This window comes from Paenibacillus sp. FSL H8-0104 (assembly GCF_038050215.1).
GTDB lineage: Bacteria > Bacillota > Bacilli > Paenibacillales > Paenibacillaceae > Paenibacillus > Paenibacillus amylolyticus.
Genome location: NZ_JBBOTC010000001.1, coordinates 4,854,876 through 4,871,249, shown reverse-complemented (window position 1 = coordinate 4,871,249; position 16,374 = coordinate 4,854,876). Strand labels below are relative to the sequence as shown.

General features: G+C 50.0%; 7 protein-coding genes. 5 read left to right on the top strand and 2 right to left on the bottom strand.

Annotated elements, in window-relative coordinates:
* The first annotated feature begins 150 nt into the window (after nt 1-150).
* The 5 genes from addB (at nt 151) to NST38_RS21610 (ending at nt 13,504) form a co-directional block, all read left to right on the top strand.
* On the top strand, nt 151-3,654 hold the full coding sequence (addB, locus tag NST38_RS21630; RefSeq protein ID WP_076250691.1) for a helicase-exonuclease AddAB subunit AddB: 3,504 nt from the start codon (nt 151-153) through the stop codon (nt 3,652-3,654).
* The gene (gene addA, locus NST38_RS21625; protein WP_076250693.1) at nt 3,651-8,078 is read left to right on the top strand and encodes a helicase-exonuclease AddAB subunit AddA; all 4,428 of its coding nucleotides are present in this window, start codon (nt 3,651-3,653) and stop codon (nt 8,076-8,078) included. Before addB ends, addA begins: the two co-directional genes overlap by 4 nt.
* Nucleotides 8,079-8,131: 53 nt before the next feature.
* Nucleotides 8,132-9,316: an exonuclease SbcCD subunit D gene (locus NST38_RS21620; protein WP_036672068.1), complete on the top strand. Its 1,185-nt coding sequence runs from the start codon at nt 8,132-8,134 to the stop codon at nt 9,314-9,316.
* A complete protein-coding gene (locus NST38_RS21615) occupies nt 9,313-12,732 on the top strand; it encodes an AAA family ATPase (protein ID WP_076250696.1) in 3,420 nt (1,139 codons plus the stop codon). The genes NST38_RS21620 and NST38_RS21615 overlap by 4 nt, the downstream gene beginning before the upstream one ends.
* Before the next feature lie 427 nt (nt 12,733-13,159).
* Nucleotides 13,160-13,504 carry a hypothetical protein gene (locus NST38_RS21610; protein WP_036674796.1) on the top strand — a complete coding sequence of 115 codons (345 nt, stop codon included), beginning with the start codon at nt 13,160-13,162 and terminating at the stop codon, nt 13,502-13,504.
* A gap of 765 nt (nt 13,505-14,269) precedes the next feature.
* On the opposite strand, the gene NST38_RS21605 is transcribed toward NST38_RS21610, so the two are convergent.
* Nucleotides 14,270-15,403: a bifunctional cystathionine gamma-lyase/homocysteine desulfhydrase gene (locus NST38_RS21605; RefSeq protein ID WP_076250698.1), complete on the bottom strand. Its 1,134-nt coding sequence runs from the start codon at nt 15,401-15,403 to the stop codon at nt 14,270-14,272.
* Between the two features lies 1 nt (nt 15,404).
* Nucleotides 15,405-16,355, bottom strand: a complete 951-nt coding sequence (locus NST38_RS21600; RefSeq protein ID WP_422395224.1) for a PLP-dependent cysteine synthase family protein — start codon at nt 16,353-16,355, stop codon at nt 15,405-15,407.
* Between the last annotated feature and the right edge of the window lie 19 nt (nt 16,356-16,374).

Below are 16,374 nucleotides of genomic sequence, written 5' to 3'. Positions count from 1 at the left end.
GTGTGATAGCTGCGGGCTTTTTGCTGTTTTGCTGTGTTAACGGAGAGGATCTCCGGTTTTACCGGATAGTGGCAAACGTATGTTCCGAACCAAGTCAGATATGTTATACTGGGAATTAAAATCTTGTACGTGTGGTTTGGAGGATTAGACATGTCCGTTCGTTTTGTTATTGGCCGGGCAGGCAGCGGAAAAAGCTTGCTGATTACCCGGGAAATTACATCCCTGCTTCAAAAGGAGCCGCAAGGCACACCTTTGATTTTACTCGTTCCCGAACAGAATTCTTTTCGAACAGAGCAGGCATTGGTGTCTTCTGGAGCAATTAAAGGTACCATGCGTGCAGAAGTGCTCGGCTTTCGCCGTCTAGCCTATCGTGTAATGCAAGAAGCAGGTGGTTCTGCTCGTATTCCGATCGGAGCCGAAGGCAAAAAGATGCTGCTCTACAAGGTCATCCAGCGCCGTAAGGAAGAATTAAAGCTGTTTGGTGCATCCGGCAGCCAGCTGGGTTTTATAGGCGAATTAAATGACTTATATAGTGAATTTAAACGTTATGAAGTTGATCCATCATTGCTGGAAGACGGGCTGTCTGGAGGGAATACCTCATCCACTTCGCCAATTCTGGAGGACAAGTTGCATGACTTGAATCTGATATATCGTGACTATGAACAGGAACTGACCAATTTATATATTGATGATGAAGACACGTTGACCGAGCTGACAGATCGTTTGTCGGAAAGTGCATTGCTGCAGGATGCCCAGATCTGGATTGATGGTTTTCAGGGATTCACACCACAGGAGATGAGTGTGATTGGTCGGCTGATGTTGCAGTCCTCTTCCGTGACGATTGCACTGACATTGGATCGTCCTTATGATCACGGCGCACTGCCTGGAGAACTGGAACTATTTTATCCCACGGCAAGTGCCTATGCGCGCCTGAAAGGAATGGCTGACGAACTGGGTGTAACGAGCGATATAACCGTGCTAGATTCGGAGATTCCACCGAGATACAAGGATCGCCCGGGACTTGCTCATCTGGAGGCTGGTTTCGACCGGCGAATTCGTTGGAAAAGTGAAGGCCTTGATTCCGGAATTCGACTGGTTGCAGCGGAGAACCGACGAGCTGAGATGGAGGGAGCACTGCGTGAGATGCGGCGCCTGGCACAAAACGAAGGTGCGCGTTATCGGGATATGGCGGTACTTGTTCGTCAGTTGGATACCTACGCTGATATAGCTGAACCTCTATTCAGGGATTATGACGTACCCGTCTTTCTGGACCGCAGAAGAAATGAACTTCATCATCCATTATCCGAGTTTATCCGTTCTGCACTCGACATTGTTCGTCGACATTGGCGTTACGAGGATGTATTTCGCTGTGTCAAAACGGATCTGCTACTTCCGCGTGATGGTTCCATCACTCGTGAAGATATGGACCAGCTTGAGAATTATGTACTGGCTTGTGGTATTCACGGGTATCGCTGGACTGACGGCAAACCGTGGAAGTATGTACCTAGCTTATCACTGGAAGATAACGGTCAGGATGGCAGTAGTCGAGGACGGGACCAGATGCTTTCTTTAATGGAGAGCTGTCGAACGGTCATTACAGATTCCTTGGGTGCTTTTGAGAAACGAATGAAAAAGGCAAAGACAGCCAAAGCCCAGTGCGAGGCACTATACAGACTGCTGGAAGATGCTGAGATCGCATGGAAGCTGGAGAACATGTCTGCTGAAGCTAAGGCACAAGGTGACCCCGAACGGTCGAGAGAACATCGGCAGATGTGGGGAGCTGTGCTAGATTTATTGGATCAGATGGTCGATATGATGGGGAATGAACGGCTGGATATCACGCTGTTTGCCGGGATGATTGAGACCGGATTGACGGAACTGAAGCTGGGCCTGGTACCACCAGCACTTGATCAGGTATTAGTTGGTTCTATGGACCGTACACGCCTTCAGGACATCAAATACGTATTTATCCTTGGCGCCGTTGATGGTGAATTGCCCGCCGTACCTCAGGATGATGGCGTATTAACGGAACTGGAGAGAGCGTTACTGACGGAAAGAGGTGTGGCGCTTGGACCAGGTGCAACAAGGCAGATGCTGGATGAACGTTTTCTGATCTATACGGCACTTACAGCCGCAAGCAGCCAGTTGTGGCTGAGTTACCCGGTTGCTGATGATGAGGGGAAAGCACTGCTTCCTTCCGAGATTGTCCGCCATGTACGGAAGATGTTTGGTCTACAAGAACAGCCATTGCTCGCTCAACCACCGGTTGCGAACTCGGAAGAAGCGCATTGGTCCTATGTCACCCATCCGGGTCAGAGTCTGTCAACGCTTATTGGACAATTGCGCAAATGGCGCCGCGGAGAAGACATCCCTGAAATGTGGTGGGCGGTCTACAATTGGCATGTATCTCGAGAGACAAGCAGACCTCAGCTGGAACGGTTGATGGGATCAATCTTTTATCGTAATCGGGCATTACCACTACGTACAGCTACCAGTCGCAGACTGTATGGTACAGAGGTGAGGACGAGTGTCTCGCGAATGGAGCGGTTCGTCGCTTGTCCGTTCTCCCATTTTGCTTCGCATGGGCTGCGTCTCAAAGAACGGCAATTGTACCGCCTTCAGGCTCCTGATATCGGACAGCTGTTTCATGCTGCACTAAGCCAGTTGGCTATGCGATTGCGCGAAGAAAATCGTAGTTGGGGCAGTTTGACTCCAGACCAATGTCGTCAGGAAGCCGAGCAAACTGTGGAGCAGATTGCACCACAGCTGCAAGGGGAGATTTTGCTAAGCACCAAGCGATACGGTTATATTTTCCGCAAATTGAAGGACATTGTTAGCCGGGCATCGGTTATTCTTGGTGAACAGTCCAGACGTGGAAGTTTTGAACCGATTGGATTGGAGCTTGATTTTGGACCCGATAAAACACTGCCGCCACTACGTTTTGAACTGGAGAACGGCTGTGTGATGGAGATCGTGGGTCGAATTGACCGTGTAGATGTCGCAGAAGGAGAGAATGGTCTGCTCCTGCGTGTCATTGACTATAAATCAAGCCAGACGGACCTCAAGTTACATGAAGTGTACTATGGTCTGTCATTGCAAATGCTCACCTATCTGGAGGTGCTGCTTAGTGCTGCCGAAGAATGGCTTGGGGAAACGGCGATGCCGGGAGGAACGTTGTATTTCCATGTGCATAACCCGCTGTTGCAATCTGCAAACGGCATGACATCAGAGCAGGCAGGACAAGAACTACTGAAACGGTTCAAAATGAAAGGTTTGCTTCTGGCTGATCGGGACGCAATCGCTCAAATGGACAACACCCTGGATAAGGGATATTCAGCTATTATTCCAGTTGCTCTTAAGGCGGACGGAAGCTTTTATAGTAGCGCCGCTGTAGCTACGCCAGAGCAATGGGATACGCTGCTTGCTTCGGTTCGCAGTAATATCCGTGAGATTGGTACCCGAATTACGGATGGGGATGTGGCCATTGAGCCTTATCGTATTCAGCAGGAAGTGGCGTGCACGTTCTGTCCGTATAAGCCTGTTTGTCAGTTTGATGAGAATATAGAAGGAAATGAGTATAACCTGTTGTCCAAACCGGGCAAACAGCAAATCTGGGATATGTTATCTCACACCAAGGGAGGGGAAACATCATGACGAATATGCCAAAACCGGAGGGTAGCTTCTGGAGTGATGACCAGTGGAGTGCCATCTCGGAAAGCGGAGAAGACATACTGGTTGCCGCAGCGGCGGGATCAGGCAAGACAGCCGTGCTGGTTGAACGAATTATTCGCAAGATCGCAGATCCCTCCCAAGGATACAGTGTGGATCGTTTACTTGTAGCTACGTTTACCAAAGCGGCCGCCGCCGAGATGAAACAACGGATTCGGGAAGCGTTGGAACGTGCGCTGGAAGAACAGCCTGGAGAAGAGCATCTGCGTAAGCAGCTGTCGTTGCTTGGACGGGCATCTATTACAACGCTGCATTCATTCTGTATGGAAGTCATTCGCCGTTATTATCAGCAAATTCCGTTGAACCCGGCTTTCCGTATCCTGAATGAAAATGAAGCGGAAATCATGCGGCAGGAACTGCTTGAAGAACTATTTGAGGAAAAGTATGGCGAAGAAGATGAAGGGAGTACATTCCGCGAATTAGTAGACTGGTTCAGTGGAGAACGAAACGATGATGCGATGCATCGACTGGTGCAACGTTTGTATGATTTCTCCCGCAGTCATTCCTGGCCGGATCATTGGCTCTCAGAGATGGCGTCTGCTTTTCAGGTGGAAAGTGTAGAGGCACTTGGACATTCAGCATGGGTTCAGAGTATTTTGCGTGATGCGGCTCTTGCTTTAAGTGGTGCAGCAGGATTGCTCCGTCAAGGCATTCATATTTCCATGCAGCATGAAGGTCCGGCACCTTATGCAGATACGTTAAAAGAAGACCTGGTGATGGTAGAAGAACTGTTGTCTGCGGTTGAGATTATGCCATGGGAGAGGTTGCCTGAAGTGTTTCAACCCGCTGCATTTGGCAAACTGAAACCTTGCAAAAAGGATCAAACAGACCCGGCTTTACAGGATCAGGTGAAGGAACTCCGTGAGGCCGCGAAAAAGGCAGTTACCGACCTGAAAGGTTCATTGTTCGGGAGAAGTGCGTTTGCGTTCTGGCAGGAGTTGGAGCAAGCGGCACCACTCATGCAGGAGTTGTCGAGGTTGGTTAGTACATTTGGAGAACGTTATCGACAGGCCAAACAGGAACGTGGGCAAGTTGACTTCAGTGATCTGGAGCATTACTGTCTTCACATTTTGCGACATGAGGATTCAACGCCTGAACTGTCGATGCCTTCCGATGCGGCTATGGAGTACCGTTCGCGATTCGATGAAGTGTTGCTTGATGAATATCAGGATACCAATACGGTTCAGGAAGATATCGTGAAACTGATCTCCAGAGAAAACCCGGGTAACCGATTCATGGTCGGTGATGTCAAACAGAGTATCTACCGTTTCCGGTTGGCTGAGCCAGGTCTGTTTATGAACAAGTATCGCCAGTATGGAGCGAGCACAAATGAGGACGGAATGGTGGAAGAACGTCTGCATCGTACAGGTCAACGTATTGATCTTGCGCGGAATTTTCGTAGTCGAGCAGAAGTCGTGCATTCGGTCAATATGATATTCCGGCAACTCATGAACGAAGGTGTGGCAGAGATTGCTTACGATGAACGAGCTCAACTGGCATATGGGGCTACCTTCCCGTCAGAAACACTTGGTGATGAGGCGTATACACCTGAACTCATGCTGATCGATCGTCAGGGTGGTGGTCCTGATCTGACAGAGAGTACGGATGAGAATGGGGATGCATCGGTCTCCGCAGAACTGGAGAGTGCCGAACTTGAAACAGCCCAGTTGGAAGCGAGGGCAATCGCAAGGCGTATTCGGGAGATGGTTGGAGACACGGACAAACCTGCCCTTCATGTATATGACAAAGCTCTGCAAACGATGCGCCCGGCACGTTACGGTGACATGGTCATCTTGCTGCGTTCAACCTTGATGTGGGCTCCGCTCATGATTGAGGAGTTCAGACAGCAGGGAATTCCTGCTGGAGGAGAACAGAGCAAGGGCTATTTTCAGGCTACAGAAGTGGAAATCATGATGTCTCTGCTTCAGCTTGTTGATAATCCAAGGCAGGATATTCCGCTTGCTTCCGTGCTTCGTTCCCCGATTGTTGGACTGGATGAAGAGGAACTGGCACAGATTCGGCTTGGTGACAAAAGACAGTCATTCTATGATGCGGTTATATCGGCTGCGGGAGATTGGAGCGATTCCTCCACTAATGCTGTACAACAATCCCGGCAGGATAATCATCCTGATTCCAATATGGTCCAGTTGCAGTGGCCGGAAGCCTGGGCAGAGATGGAACAGGGACAGCGGGAGACAGCAGCTTCAGTCGAGGCAGAGATCCTGGATGATGTCTATGAATCCGATGTGCATACATTGCATACAGATGGAATGCAAGATGCTGGTGTTGCGGGACATGCAAGTGAGGATTTGGGCATAACGGAGATCTCAGGCTCGGAATTACAGCAAAAGTTAATTCGTTTTATGCGTCAATTGGAGCAGTGGAGACTTGAGGCAAGGCAAGGCAGTCTAAGTGAACTGATCTGGCGTATGTATCGGGAAACCGGTTATTTGGACTGGGTTGGTGGTCTTCCAGGAGGGCTGCAACGTCAAAGTAATCTTAAGGCATTGTACGACCGCGCACGACAATATGAGGAATCAACTGCGAATCGCGGCTTGTTCCGTTTCCTGACCTATGTTTCCAGACTGCGGGAAAACGGGGGAGACCTCGGGACTGTAGCAAGTAGTTCTGGTGAGCAGGACAACGCCGTACGTATCATGACGATTCACCGGAGTAAGGGTTTGGAGTTTCCAATTGTCTTTGTCGGTGGCATATCCAAGATGTTTAATCAGCAAGACTTGAACGCACCGTTTCTAATGCATAAGGAATTGGGATTTGGCCCGAGGTTTGTGGATCGTGAGAATCGGGTTGCCTATCCTACATTAGCCAATCTGGCGATTCGTCGTCGTGCGCAATTTGAACTGCTTGCTGAAGAGATGCGTGTGCTGTATGTTGCGTTGACCCGTCCCAAAGAGAAAATGATTCTGCTGGGTACTGTAAAAGATGCCGCGAAAAAAGCGCTCGCGTGGTCTCAGGTCAAGGATAGCCCTGAATTGGCATTGCCAGACTATCTGCTTGCTGCTGGACGGAGTTACCTGGACTGGATTGGACCATCCCTGATGAGACATCCAGATGCGGCTGTGCTGCGTGAACTTGCTGGAAGCAATGATTCGTTCTCAGCTTGTCTTGCAGATGATCAATCACGATGGGCGATCTCTATTATTTCCGCAGATCAGGTATCCCGTGACCATATGGTAGATCTGACACTCGGAGAAGAAGACGGGATAAATGAGGTACGGAAAGAACGAATTGCTGCACTAAAAGCCGTCCAACCCGTGAAGTTGGTTACATCTTCAACTGTAGAAGAGCTGACGAAGAGTGCACAAGATACGGCTAACCAAAACATTGGAGATGAAGGTGCAGACATAGTAGCTCTTCAACAAGAGGAGACACGGCTGATCAACGAGGTTGATCAACGACTTTCATGGACGTACCCCTATGAAGCAGCAACTCAAGTAGCAGCCAGTACATCTGTCACGGAGTTGAAAACGTTACTTGCGATGCAGGATATCCAGTCCGTAGAGGTGATGGAGGAACTGGGAGAACAGTCCGAGAAATTATTGGCTCACAACAACCCAGAAATCAATTACACCAAAGATGAAGCAGGCCATGTACTACGTGGCGTATCCGATGAATCTAACGAGCGTGAGACTGGATCACGGACAGATTCAAACGGTACGGTGAACCTTCCGGATGCGGGATCTGCAGGTACGTCTTTCAAACTGCACCTGCGTCGTCCCAAATTCATGGAGGCAACGCAGTTGACAGGGGCAGAACGGGGGAACGTGTATCATACGTTGATGCAGCATCTTCCTATAGATGGATCATCTGTTGATTCACAACTTATTGAACAGACAATTGAGCGATTGATTAAGCTTCAGATTTTGCTGCCCCATCATGCTGCGGCTATCGAACCTGAAGAACTGGCCGGATTTTTCAATACAGAACCAGGGAAAGAATTATTGCGTGCAGCGTGGGTGAAACGGGAGATTCCGTTTGTGTATGGACTTCCGGCACATCAGTCCCCTGTGGAATGGCTACATGAACGGGCGGCGAACTCAGATATGCAGATAATAAATGAAGATAGCAAAATGCAGGCAACGATTGAAAATGAAACCGTGCTTGTACAGGGGATTATCGATTGTCTGTATGAGGTGGACGGCGAGCTTGTCTTGCTTGATTACAAGACGGATCGGGTATTGGAGCATCGTGGTGGTTTGGATGAACTCACCAAAAATTATCGCTTCCAGCTAGATCTGTATGGACGGGCCATTGAAGATATATTGGGTCGGAAAGTTGACCGGAAATGGCTGTACTTTTTTGATGGTGGACATGCAGTGAAATTGTAAAAGATCGGAATTTAAAACCATGGATATCACATGGGAGAGGGGTGGAACGGACGATGCGTATTTTGCATACAGGGGACTGGCATTTGGGAAAAACGCTGGAAGGACGAAGCCGACTGCGTGAACAGGAAGATTTCGTTGATGAACTCGTCAGGGTCGCTGATGAGCAACAGGCGGATGCCATATTGATGGCCGGAGATGTGTATGATTCGGTGAATCCTCCCGCAGCGGCGGAACAACTTTTTTATGAAGCGGCAGCGCGTCTGACGGAGCATGGAAGACCCCTCGTGGTGATTGCTGGAAATCATGATCAGCCAGAACGTGTAGCTTCTGTAACTCCACTTGTGAACAGACAGGGCATTACACTCGTAGGGATGCCTACTTCAGAAGCGGTAACCATCCATGCAAAGCGAACCGGAGAAATTGCACAGATTGCCGCATTACCTTATCCTTCTGAAGCCAGATTGAATGAATTGCTGACAACAGATGGGGACGAAAATGTGCTTCGTCAGGCATACAGTCACCGGGTGGGCATGTTAATGCAGCGTCTGGCAGCTTCTTTTCGCCCGGATACAGTGAACTTGGCCATGAGCCATATCTATGTGCTCGGCGGACTTGAGAGTGATTCGGAACGTCCGATTCAAATCGGTGGGGCCTACACGGTGGATCCATCATCTTTAGCGACTGGTGCGCAATACACGGCGCTTGGGCATCTCCATCGTGCACAGGCTGTCAAAGGAGACGGTGTGATTCGATATAGCGGTTCTCCTCTCGCCTACAGCTTCTCGGAAGCAGGGCAGAGCAAGTCTGTCACGATGGTTGATCTGGCGCCGGGTGGAGCAGCACAGGTAGAAGAAGTTTTGTTAACGTCCGGGCGTCCGCTTGTACGTTGGCAGGCCCGTGGTGGTCTGGCAGAAGTATATCGCTGGCTGGATGAGGGGCGTGATCCACAGGCTTTTATCGACATGGAAGTGTGGCTGGACGAAGCGATGTCCCTGAAGGAGATTCAGCAGCTGCGAAAATCACATGAAGGTATCATCCATATTCGCCCGGTGTATCCCGAGATGGCTGCAGCAGGACTTTTGGAGCAACGATCCGAGCTACCTGTGCATGAACTGTTCCGTAAATTTTATCAGCGTCAGACCGGTGGTGCACAACCGGAAGACAGCCTGGTACAGCTTTTCCTGGAACTTGTGGATGAAGACGAGCCGGGTGCGCGTGAGGAGGTCGAGGAAAGATGAAGCCGATTTTATTAAAAGTTGCCGGACTGCAAAGTTATCGGGAGATGCAGGAGATTGATTTTACCGTGCTGACGGAGACGGGACTATTCGGTATTTTCGGTCCAACGGGTAGTGGTAAATCTTCTTTGCTCGATGCCATCACACTCGCCATGTACGGAAAAGTGGAACGCGCGGTGAACGGGACGCAAGGCATTATGAATCATGCAGAGGATTCGTTGTCGGTTGCTTTTACATTTGAACTGATGTCGGCGGAAGGCACTCGAAGGTTCCGGGTAGAGCGACGTTTCAAACGAAATAATGAAGTTTCGGTGAGTAACACAATCAGCAAATTCATAGAGACGGTTAATGGCGAAGAACAGGTACTTGCCGACAAATTGGCAGATGTGAATCGCTGCGTTGAAGATGTGATCGGTTTGAAGATGGATGATTTTACACGGGCAGTGGTGCTTCCGCAAGGGAAGTTTGCCGAGTTTTTGTCACTCAAAGGCAGTGAACGTCGTCAGATGCTGCAACGATTGTTCCATCTGGAGAAGTATGGGGATCAGCTGGCCATCAAATTAAGTCGGCGGGTTAAGGATAATGATATGGTTCACCAATCTCTTGCTGCGGAGCAACAGGGACTTGGGAATGCCAGCAAGGAGACGCTGGAAGAAACGAAACGTCTTCTTCAAAACGCTGTTCAGCAGTCTGAATTGTCCCGCAAAGCGCTGGATGAAGCTGTGAAGGAAGCTGAACAACTGGGCAAAATTCGTGAGTTAAGTAACGAACGGCAGGCCCGGACGGATGAACAGCAGAAGCTGAAAGCACTGGAACCACAGATAGAGGTAGGCGAACAACGGCTGAAACAATCCGTTGCGGCAGATGCAATACTGCCTGCATTGCAGACGGTTCGAGATGCCATGACTACACAGAAGCAGCGGCAGGATACTGCCGAGACAGCTCATCAGCAAGCACTGGAACATGAGCGTCTGGCTGTTCAGGAAGCGGAGAAGGCTGAGACGGCACGCAAGCAAATGACTGAGGAAGAACCGAAACTTCTGCTGCGCCTGGAGCAACTCGAACAAGCGAAAGAGCTGCAACGTGAACGGGACGGACTTCAAGCCGATTGCTCGCGCCTCGCGCAGTTGCTGGAACAGGGGCAGAGCGAACAAACTACGCTGGGACAGCAGCTTGAGAAAGAAAAGGAACTGCAACAGCGCGGACGCAAACGGCGAGAGGAACTACAGGAGAGCCTCAAGCCAAATGAAGTGAAGTCAGAGGAACGCAGGCAACTTCAAGCTGCGCTAGAACTGAAACATCGTGTGGATACTGCCGCGGAGCAGTTGCAGCAAAATAAGGCTGACATGCAAGCCTATAAGCAATCGGCAGAACAGGGAGCCGACAAGCTGAAGGCGGCGGCTGAGGAAGAAAAACGCCTGAGTGATCAGCGTCAGCATCTGGTAGAACAGGCGTCAGCAGGTCTTGAGGCCTTGCTTGCCTGTGAGCAGGATATTAGCCGCGAACAAAGCCTGCTGGCCCTTGCGGAGGAACGGCTGCGTGGCACGATGCGCGAGCAGGAGCTACACCGGCTGTCCTCCGCTTTGCGCGCCGAACTGCACGACGGCGAGCCATGCCCGGTGTGCGGCTCGCCGCATCACCCGCTCCCGGCTGCGCCGCCGGGAGAAGGTCCGCACGCAGGCGACGCGGACCTGGAACTGCTGCGCAGCCTGCACGCGGAGCTGCAGGAGCTGCGCTTTGGGCTGCGCCAGCAGCTGCACGAACGTCGCAGCCTGCTGACGCAGCTTGGCGCTGCGGCCGGCGAAGCTCCGGCCGCAGCCGAGGCCGCGCCTGCGGCAGCGGAGCCCGAGCCCGCCGGGTCGCCCGAACACGGGCGCTCCCCGGCAGGCTGGGCATCGCGTGCCGCTGCGCTGCGCGAAGCCGCGCAGGCGCTGGCTACCGCAGCAGCGCCGCTCCAGGCCGAAGCCGCCGCGTTGCAGCAGGCGGCTGTGGGCGCGCAGCAGCGCCGCATGGAAGCGGCAGCTGCGCAAGAGGCCGGCCGTGCCGGGCTCACTCAGGCGGAGCGCAAGCTGGCCGAGAGCGAGGCCGCAGCGGCTACTTTGCAGAGCCGCTGGGCCGCGGAACTACCGGGCATCGCTCAGGAGGAGGCCAAGGCCCTCTATCAGGCGATGCAGGAGCGCGATGCGCGCGCCGAAGACATCAAGGAACGTCTGAACAAAAGCGTGACGTTCCTTGAGGAAAAAGACCAAATCATTCAATCTCTCCAGCAGAAGCTGGTGGAATTGGACAAACAACTGATTCAGTGGCAAACGGAGTGGCAGGGCAATAGCAAACAGCTGGCCGAGAAGGAAGAACGCTTGCGCCAGTGGGTTGGGGAGCAACGGGTAGAAGATCTGATTACTGCGGCTCAGGCTCGTCTGGATGGACTGCGGAAAACAGCTTCGGACTCGGTACAACGCTTCAAAGAAGCGGACACGCTGAAGCAGGAATCAGCTAAAAAAGACGTTATGGCTCAACAGGCAGCCGCCTCGGCCACAGAACACCTGCAACAGGCACAGGAACGGTGGAAGCAATTGCTGGAACAATCTCCGTTTGACTCGGATGATGCTGTTGTATCCGCGGCAATTCCTTCACAGGAAGCAGAGCGACTGGCAGGGGAGATCCAGCAGCACCGTGAACGTGAGCGTGAACTGGCATCCCAGTTGCGTGAATTGGAACAAAAGCTGGATGGTGCTGTCGTATCAGAGGAACAGTGGTTAGCCTGCACCGAACGTTTGCAGCAGGTTCGGATTGAGGATGAAGCTGCGCTTCGTGCCAAAGCACGCGCAGAACGTGATCTGGAGGATGTAGAGCAGCGACATGTTCGCTGGACCGAACTGGAGAACAAGCGGGTGGAGGTAAGCCGCCAAGGCGAACTGCTCAGCAAACTGCAATCCGCGTTCAGAGGCAATGCTTTTGTCGAGTATATTGCCGAAGAACAACTGATGCAGGTTAGTCATGCGGCATCTCAGCGTCTGCGTTTCCTGACCAAACAACGTTATTCACTGGAGGTGGATTCCGGTGGTGGTTTTGTAATTTGTGATGATGCCAACGGGGGTGTCAAACGACCGGTATCAACGTTATCAGGTGGCGAGACGTTTCTGACTTCGTTGTCACTGGCCTTGGCACTGTCGGCCCAGATTCAGCTGCGAGGTCAGTACCCACTTCAATTCTTCTTCCTGGATGAAGGGTTTGGTACACTTGACCCTGAGCTGTTGGATACCGTCATTACGTCTCTGGAAAAATTGCATGACGACCGATTGGCTGTTGGTGTAATCAGTCACGTGCCTGAACTGCGTGCACGCTTGCCGCGCAAACTTGTGGTGATTCCAGCAGGTGAGGCCGGAAACGGCTCACGTGTGGTCTTGGAGACTCTGTAGAGGGCAATGTGTAAGCAATATAGATCATAGAAGTGCCTCTAATAGTCCAAGCAAAATGAATATTAGAGGTTGTTCAAAAAGTCCGCTTTTGATTACGAATGGTGCCTATTAAACACGCACGATTACGTAATATTATTTTTGTGAAAATATTTCTTTTCTTGCTTTGATAACTTAGCGGAGTGAGTTACATCACAGATACAGGTTCATCCCGCTGTTATACTACAGTTAAGCCGACAAACTTTATTTAAGTACCCCGGTGGACATCTGATCAGGACGTTTCCTGAATAGATGTCCGCGCAGCAGACTTCCAAGGAAGCCGCTCACGGGGTGCTTCTTTTTTTGTGTTTTTTCGTCAGTAGTGTCAATTCGCCCAGTTCTGAATACCATGAAAAGGTGATCAAGAGCAGAATCAGGGAGGCGTTGGCAAGTGGAAAAAGTGGAAGCAAAGAAAATATGTAAGGAACACATGCACCGTTATGTATGTGTACAGATGAATGACGGTATGCACTACGATGGCATTATGGAAAATGTGGATGACGAAATGATCTATCTGGCTGTTCCCGTTGGACCGGAAGCCATGGTGAATCATGCGAACTGGGCTCCAAATGCAATGCCGGGAGCGAACTATCCAATAGGTCATACTCGCGGATTTTATCCAGGTTACGGCTACCCTACGCCTTATCCGTATTATGGTTATGGCCGTAGACGTTTTAACCGACTGGTGCTCCCGTTATTTGCGCTTACAGCGTTAACCCTTTTACCGTACTATTAAAATTGAAAAAACAGTCATAACTAACGTGATTCATTCTCATGCTTCTTATGAAAATCTTGAAAATAACAAGCTGAGGATGGATGTTTCATTCATGGTACCGTACAGCATGAAATAGAGAGGTCTTATCACATATGTAGTCTCAGCCTGATGTATCGCGATAGTCATTGCAATACAACTGGCAACATACCGAATATCCAAAAAGGTCATGCCTGTGCAGAAGCGAACTTCTGTAAGGTATGACCTTTTTTTGAACCTAATTAGTGTAAGAGCGAATAAAAACGGGTAGCACAGAATGTGTATTCAAACTTGCTGAAAGCAGAACCTGACCTGAACGTGTACGCAGCAGCAATTGGTGTACTGCATCCTGAATATGCGAGAACGTTTCTATGTGCGAGCAAATGATCAAGACACCGCATAGCTTTAATTCTCTATTCCGATAAAAAGCTTCGATTCGTGTGGAATCGATGCTGTTCTCTTACCCGCGGTTGGAGGAGCAAAGCATGATGTGTGAGTACTGACGAATCTCAGGCATCTTATTCAAGGCTTTGAAGCGCCCTCAGAATTTTAAGGAATCTGATACACGTTATAACCGAATAAAGAGCCGCAATCAGCATTTCTTTGAGTTATTTCGAGAAATAACGTGCCTGATGTCCCTTATAATTTCAAATGTGGGTCTGAACGCCAAATAAGACGTCCTGTGTTCCTTAGAAAATGGTCAACTACCCATTCGCAAGTTTCAGCCAGCATGGACTTCAAAATATGCCCTCAACTTAATGCAGATTTCATATCCTCAAGTAAATCCTCAACATCCTCGATCCCAACGGAGATACGAATCAAACCATCCGTGATCCCCAATTCTTGCCGACGTTCATAGGGAATGGAAGCATGTGTCATTCGGGCAGGGACAGAAATTAAACTTTCCACCGCGCCCAGACTTTCAGCCAATGTGAAATAACGGACTTTGCTTAACACGTCATCTACTTTTTCAGCACTGCCTACATCAAAGGAAACCATACCGCCATAACCTCTCGCTTGCGTGGAAGCAAGCTTATGCTGTGAATGGTCGGGCAACCCGGGATAATAAACTTTGCTTACTGCTGGATGTTGATTCAAAAATGTCACAAGCTGCTCTGTATTGCGTTCTTGCGCTTCCATCCGTAATCCCAATGTTTTAAGACCTCGCATTAATAGCCAGGAATCCATAGGGCCCAGGACTGCGCCAATTGCATTTTGAATAAAATGCAGATCTTCACCAAGTTGCTCGCTGTTGACAACCGCAAGTCCTGCCACGACATCGCTATGACCGCCGATGTATTTCGTTGCAGAATGCAATACAATATCCGCTCCCAGAGCCAGCGGGGTCTGCCAATAAGGCGTACTAAACGTGTTGTCCACAATGAATAACAATTCATGTTGTTTTGACCATTTCGCTACAGCAGTAATATCGGTGACCTTGAGTAACGGATTGGTAGGTGTTTCTACATAAATGGCCTTTGTATTGGATTGCAAAGCCTGCTCCAGTGCTTGTAGTGAGGTGGTATCTACAAAGGTAGACTCGATCCCCAGACGATTCAGCACCTTGGTGAAAATGCGGTAAGTCCCGCCGTATACGTCATCCGTCAGAATGACGTGATCTCCAGTTTTCAACAGAGATAGTACAGCGTGAATTGCAGCCATGCCCGAACTAAAAGCAAAACCTCGAACGCCATCCTCCAGTTCTTTAATGACTTCTTCCAACGCATGACGGGTAGGGTTGCCTGTTCGTGAATACTCGTATCCTTTGTGTACGCCAACCGATTCTTGCTCATACGTGCTTACTTGATAGATCGGTACACTCACTGCTCCAGTGTGTGTATCACCAACAATACCTGCATGAATCAGCTTGGTTTTTGGTCTCATTTCATTGTCCTCCATTATAGATATTTTGGCTTAAATACCGTTCGCTGCTATCCGGGAAAATAACGACGATGTTACTTCCGGGAGCTGCGTGAACAGCTTCGTTTAATGCGGCTTGCATAGCTGCACCTGAGGAACTTCCTACCAGTAAGCCTTCCAACAAGGCCAGATCCTTTACCCGCTCAAAGGCATCTTCATCTGAGATCGTATGAATGGCATCAAAGTAACTCACATCCATAAAAGAAGATAACGTTTCGACCCCTATTCCTTCTGTACGATGTGGTCCCGATGGACCTCCTGCGAGTATCGAACCTTCGGGTTCTACGATACATGTTTTAATTAACGGTTTTTGCTCCTTCAAATAGCGAGATACTCCCATGAAAGTTCCGCCAGACCCGGCTCCGGCGATATATACATCCACCTGCCCGTTCAGATCACGCCAAATCTCAGGGCCCAGATGTTCATAATGTGCGAGTGGGTTATCCGCATTGGAGAACTGACCTGGAATATACGAACCCGGTATTTCTTTCGCCAGCGATTCCGCCTTGCGTATGGCACCAGTGATTCCTTCGGATGTGGGTGTGTTGACGACCGTAGCACCGAGGGCTTTCATCAACTGCTGCTTCTCAAAGCTGAACTTCTGAGGTACCGTGAAAATGACCTTTAAATTCAGGCCTACAGCCGCCATTGCAAGACCAATTCCTGTGTTGCCAGCGGTAGCTTCAATCACTGTTCCACCTGGCTTAACATCTCCTCTTGCCAAGGCCTTCTCCAATAAAAACTTGCCGATCCGGTCTTTCACACTTCCTCCGGGATTCATGAATTCCAGTTTGGCGAACAGGCGGATTCCTTCCGGTAATGGATAACGAGTTAATTCAAGCAGAGGTGTATTACCTATAAGTTCCTGCACATGTTGATAAACGGTCAAATTAACCAATCTCCTTTTGTGTGTCATTAACCATACATATTTGTTT

Excerpts from the sequence above, each read along its gene's own strand:
- addB (WP_076250691.1), top strand. The coding sequence starts at position 151 with ATGTCCGTTCGTTTTGTTATTGGCCGGGCAGGCAGCGGAAAAAGCTTG.
- addA (WP_076250693.1), top strand. The coding sequence starts at position 3,651 with ATGACGAATATGCCAAAACCGGAGGGTAGCTTCTGGAGTGATGACCAG.
- NST38_RS21620 (WP_036672068.1), top strand. The coding sequence starts at position 8,132 with ATGCGTATTTTGCATACAGGGGACTGGCATTTGGGAAAAACGCTGGAA.
- NST38_RS21615 (WP_076250696.1), top strand. The coding sequence starts at position 9,313 with ATGAAGCCGATTTTATTAAAAGTTGCCGGACTGCAAAGTTATCGGGAG.
- NST38_RS21605 (WP_076250698.1), bottom strand. The coding sequence starts at position 15,403 with ATGAGACCAAAAACCAAGCTGATTCATGCAGGTATTGTTGGTGATACA.
- NST38_RS21600 (WP_422395224.1), bottom strand. The coding sequence starts at position 16,355 with ATGACACACAAAAGGAGATTGGTTAATTTGACCGTTTATCAACATGTG.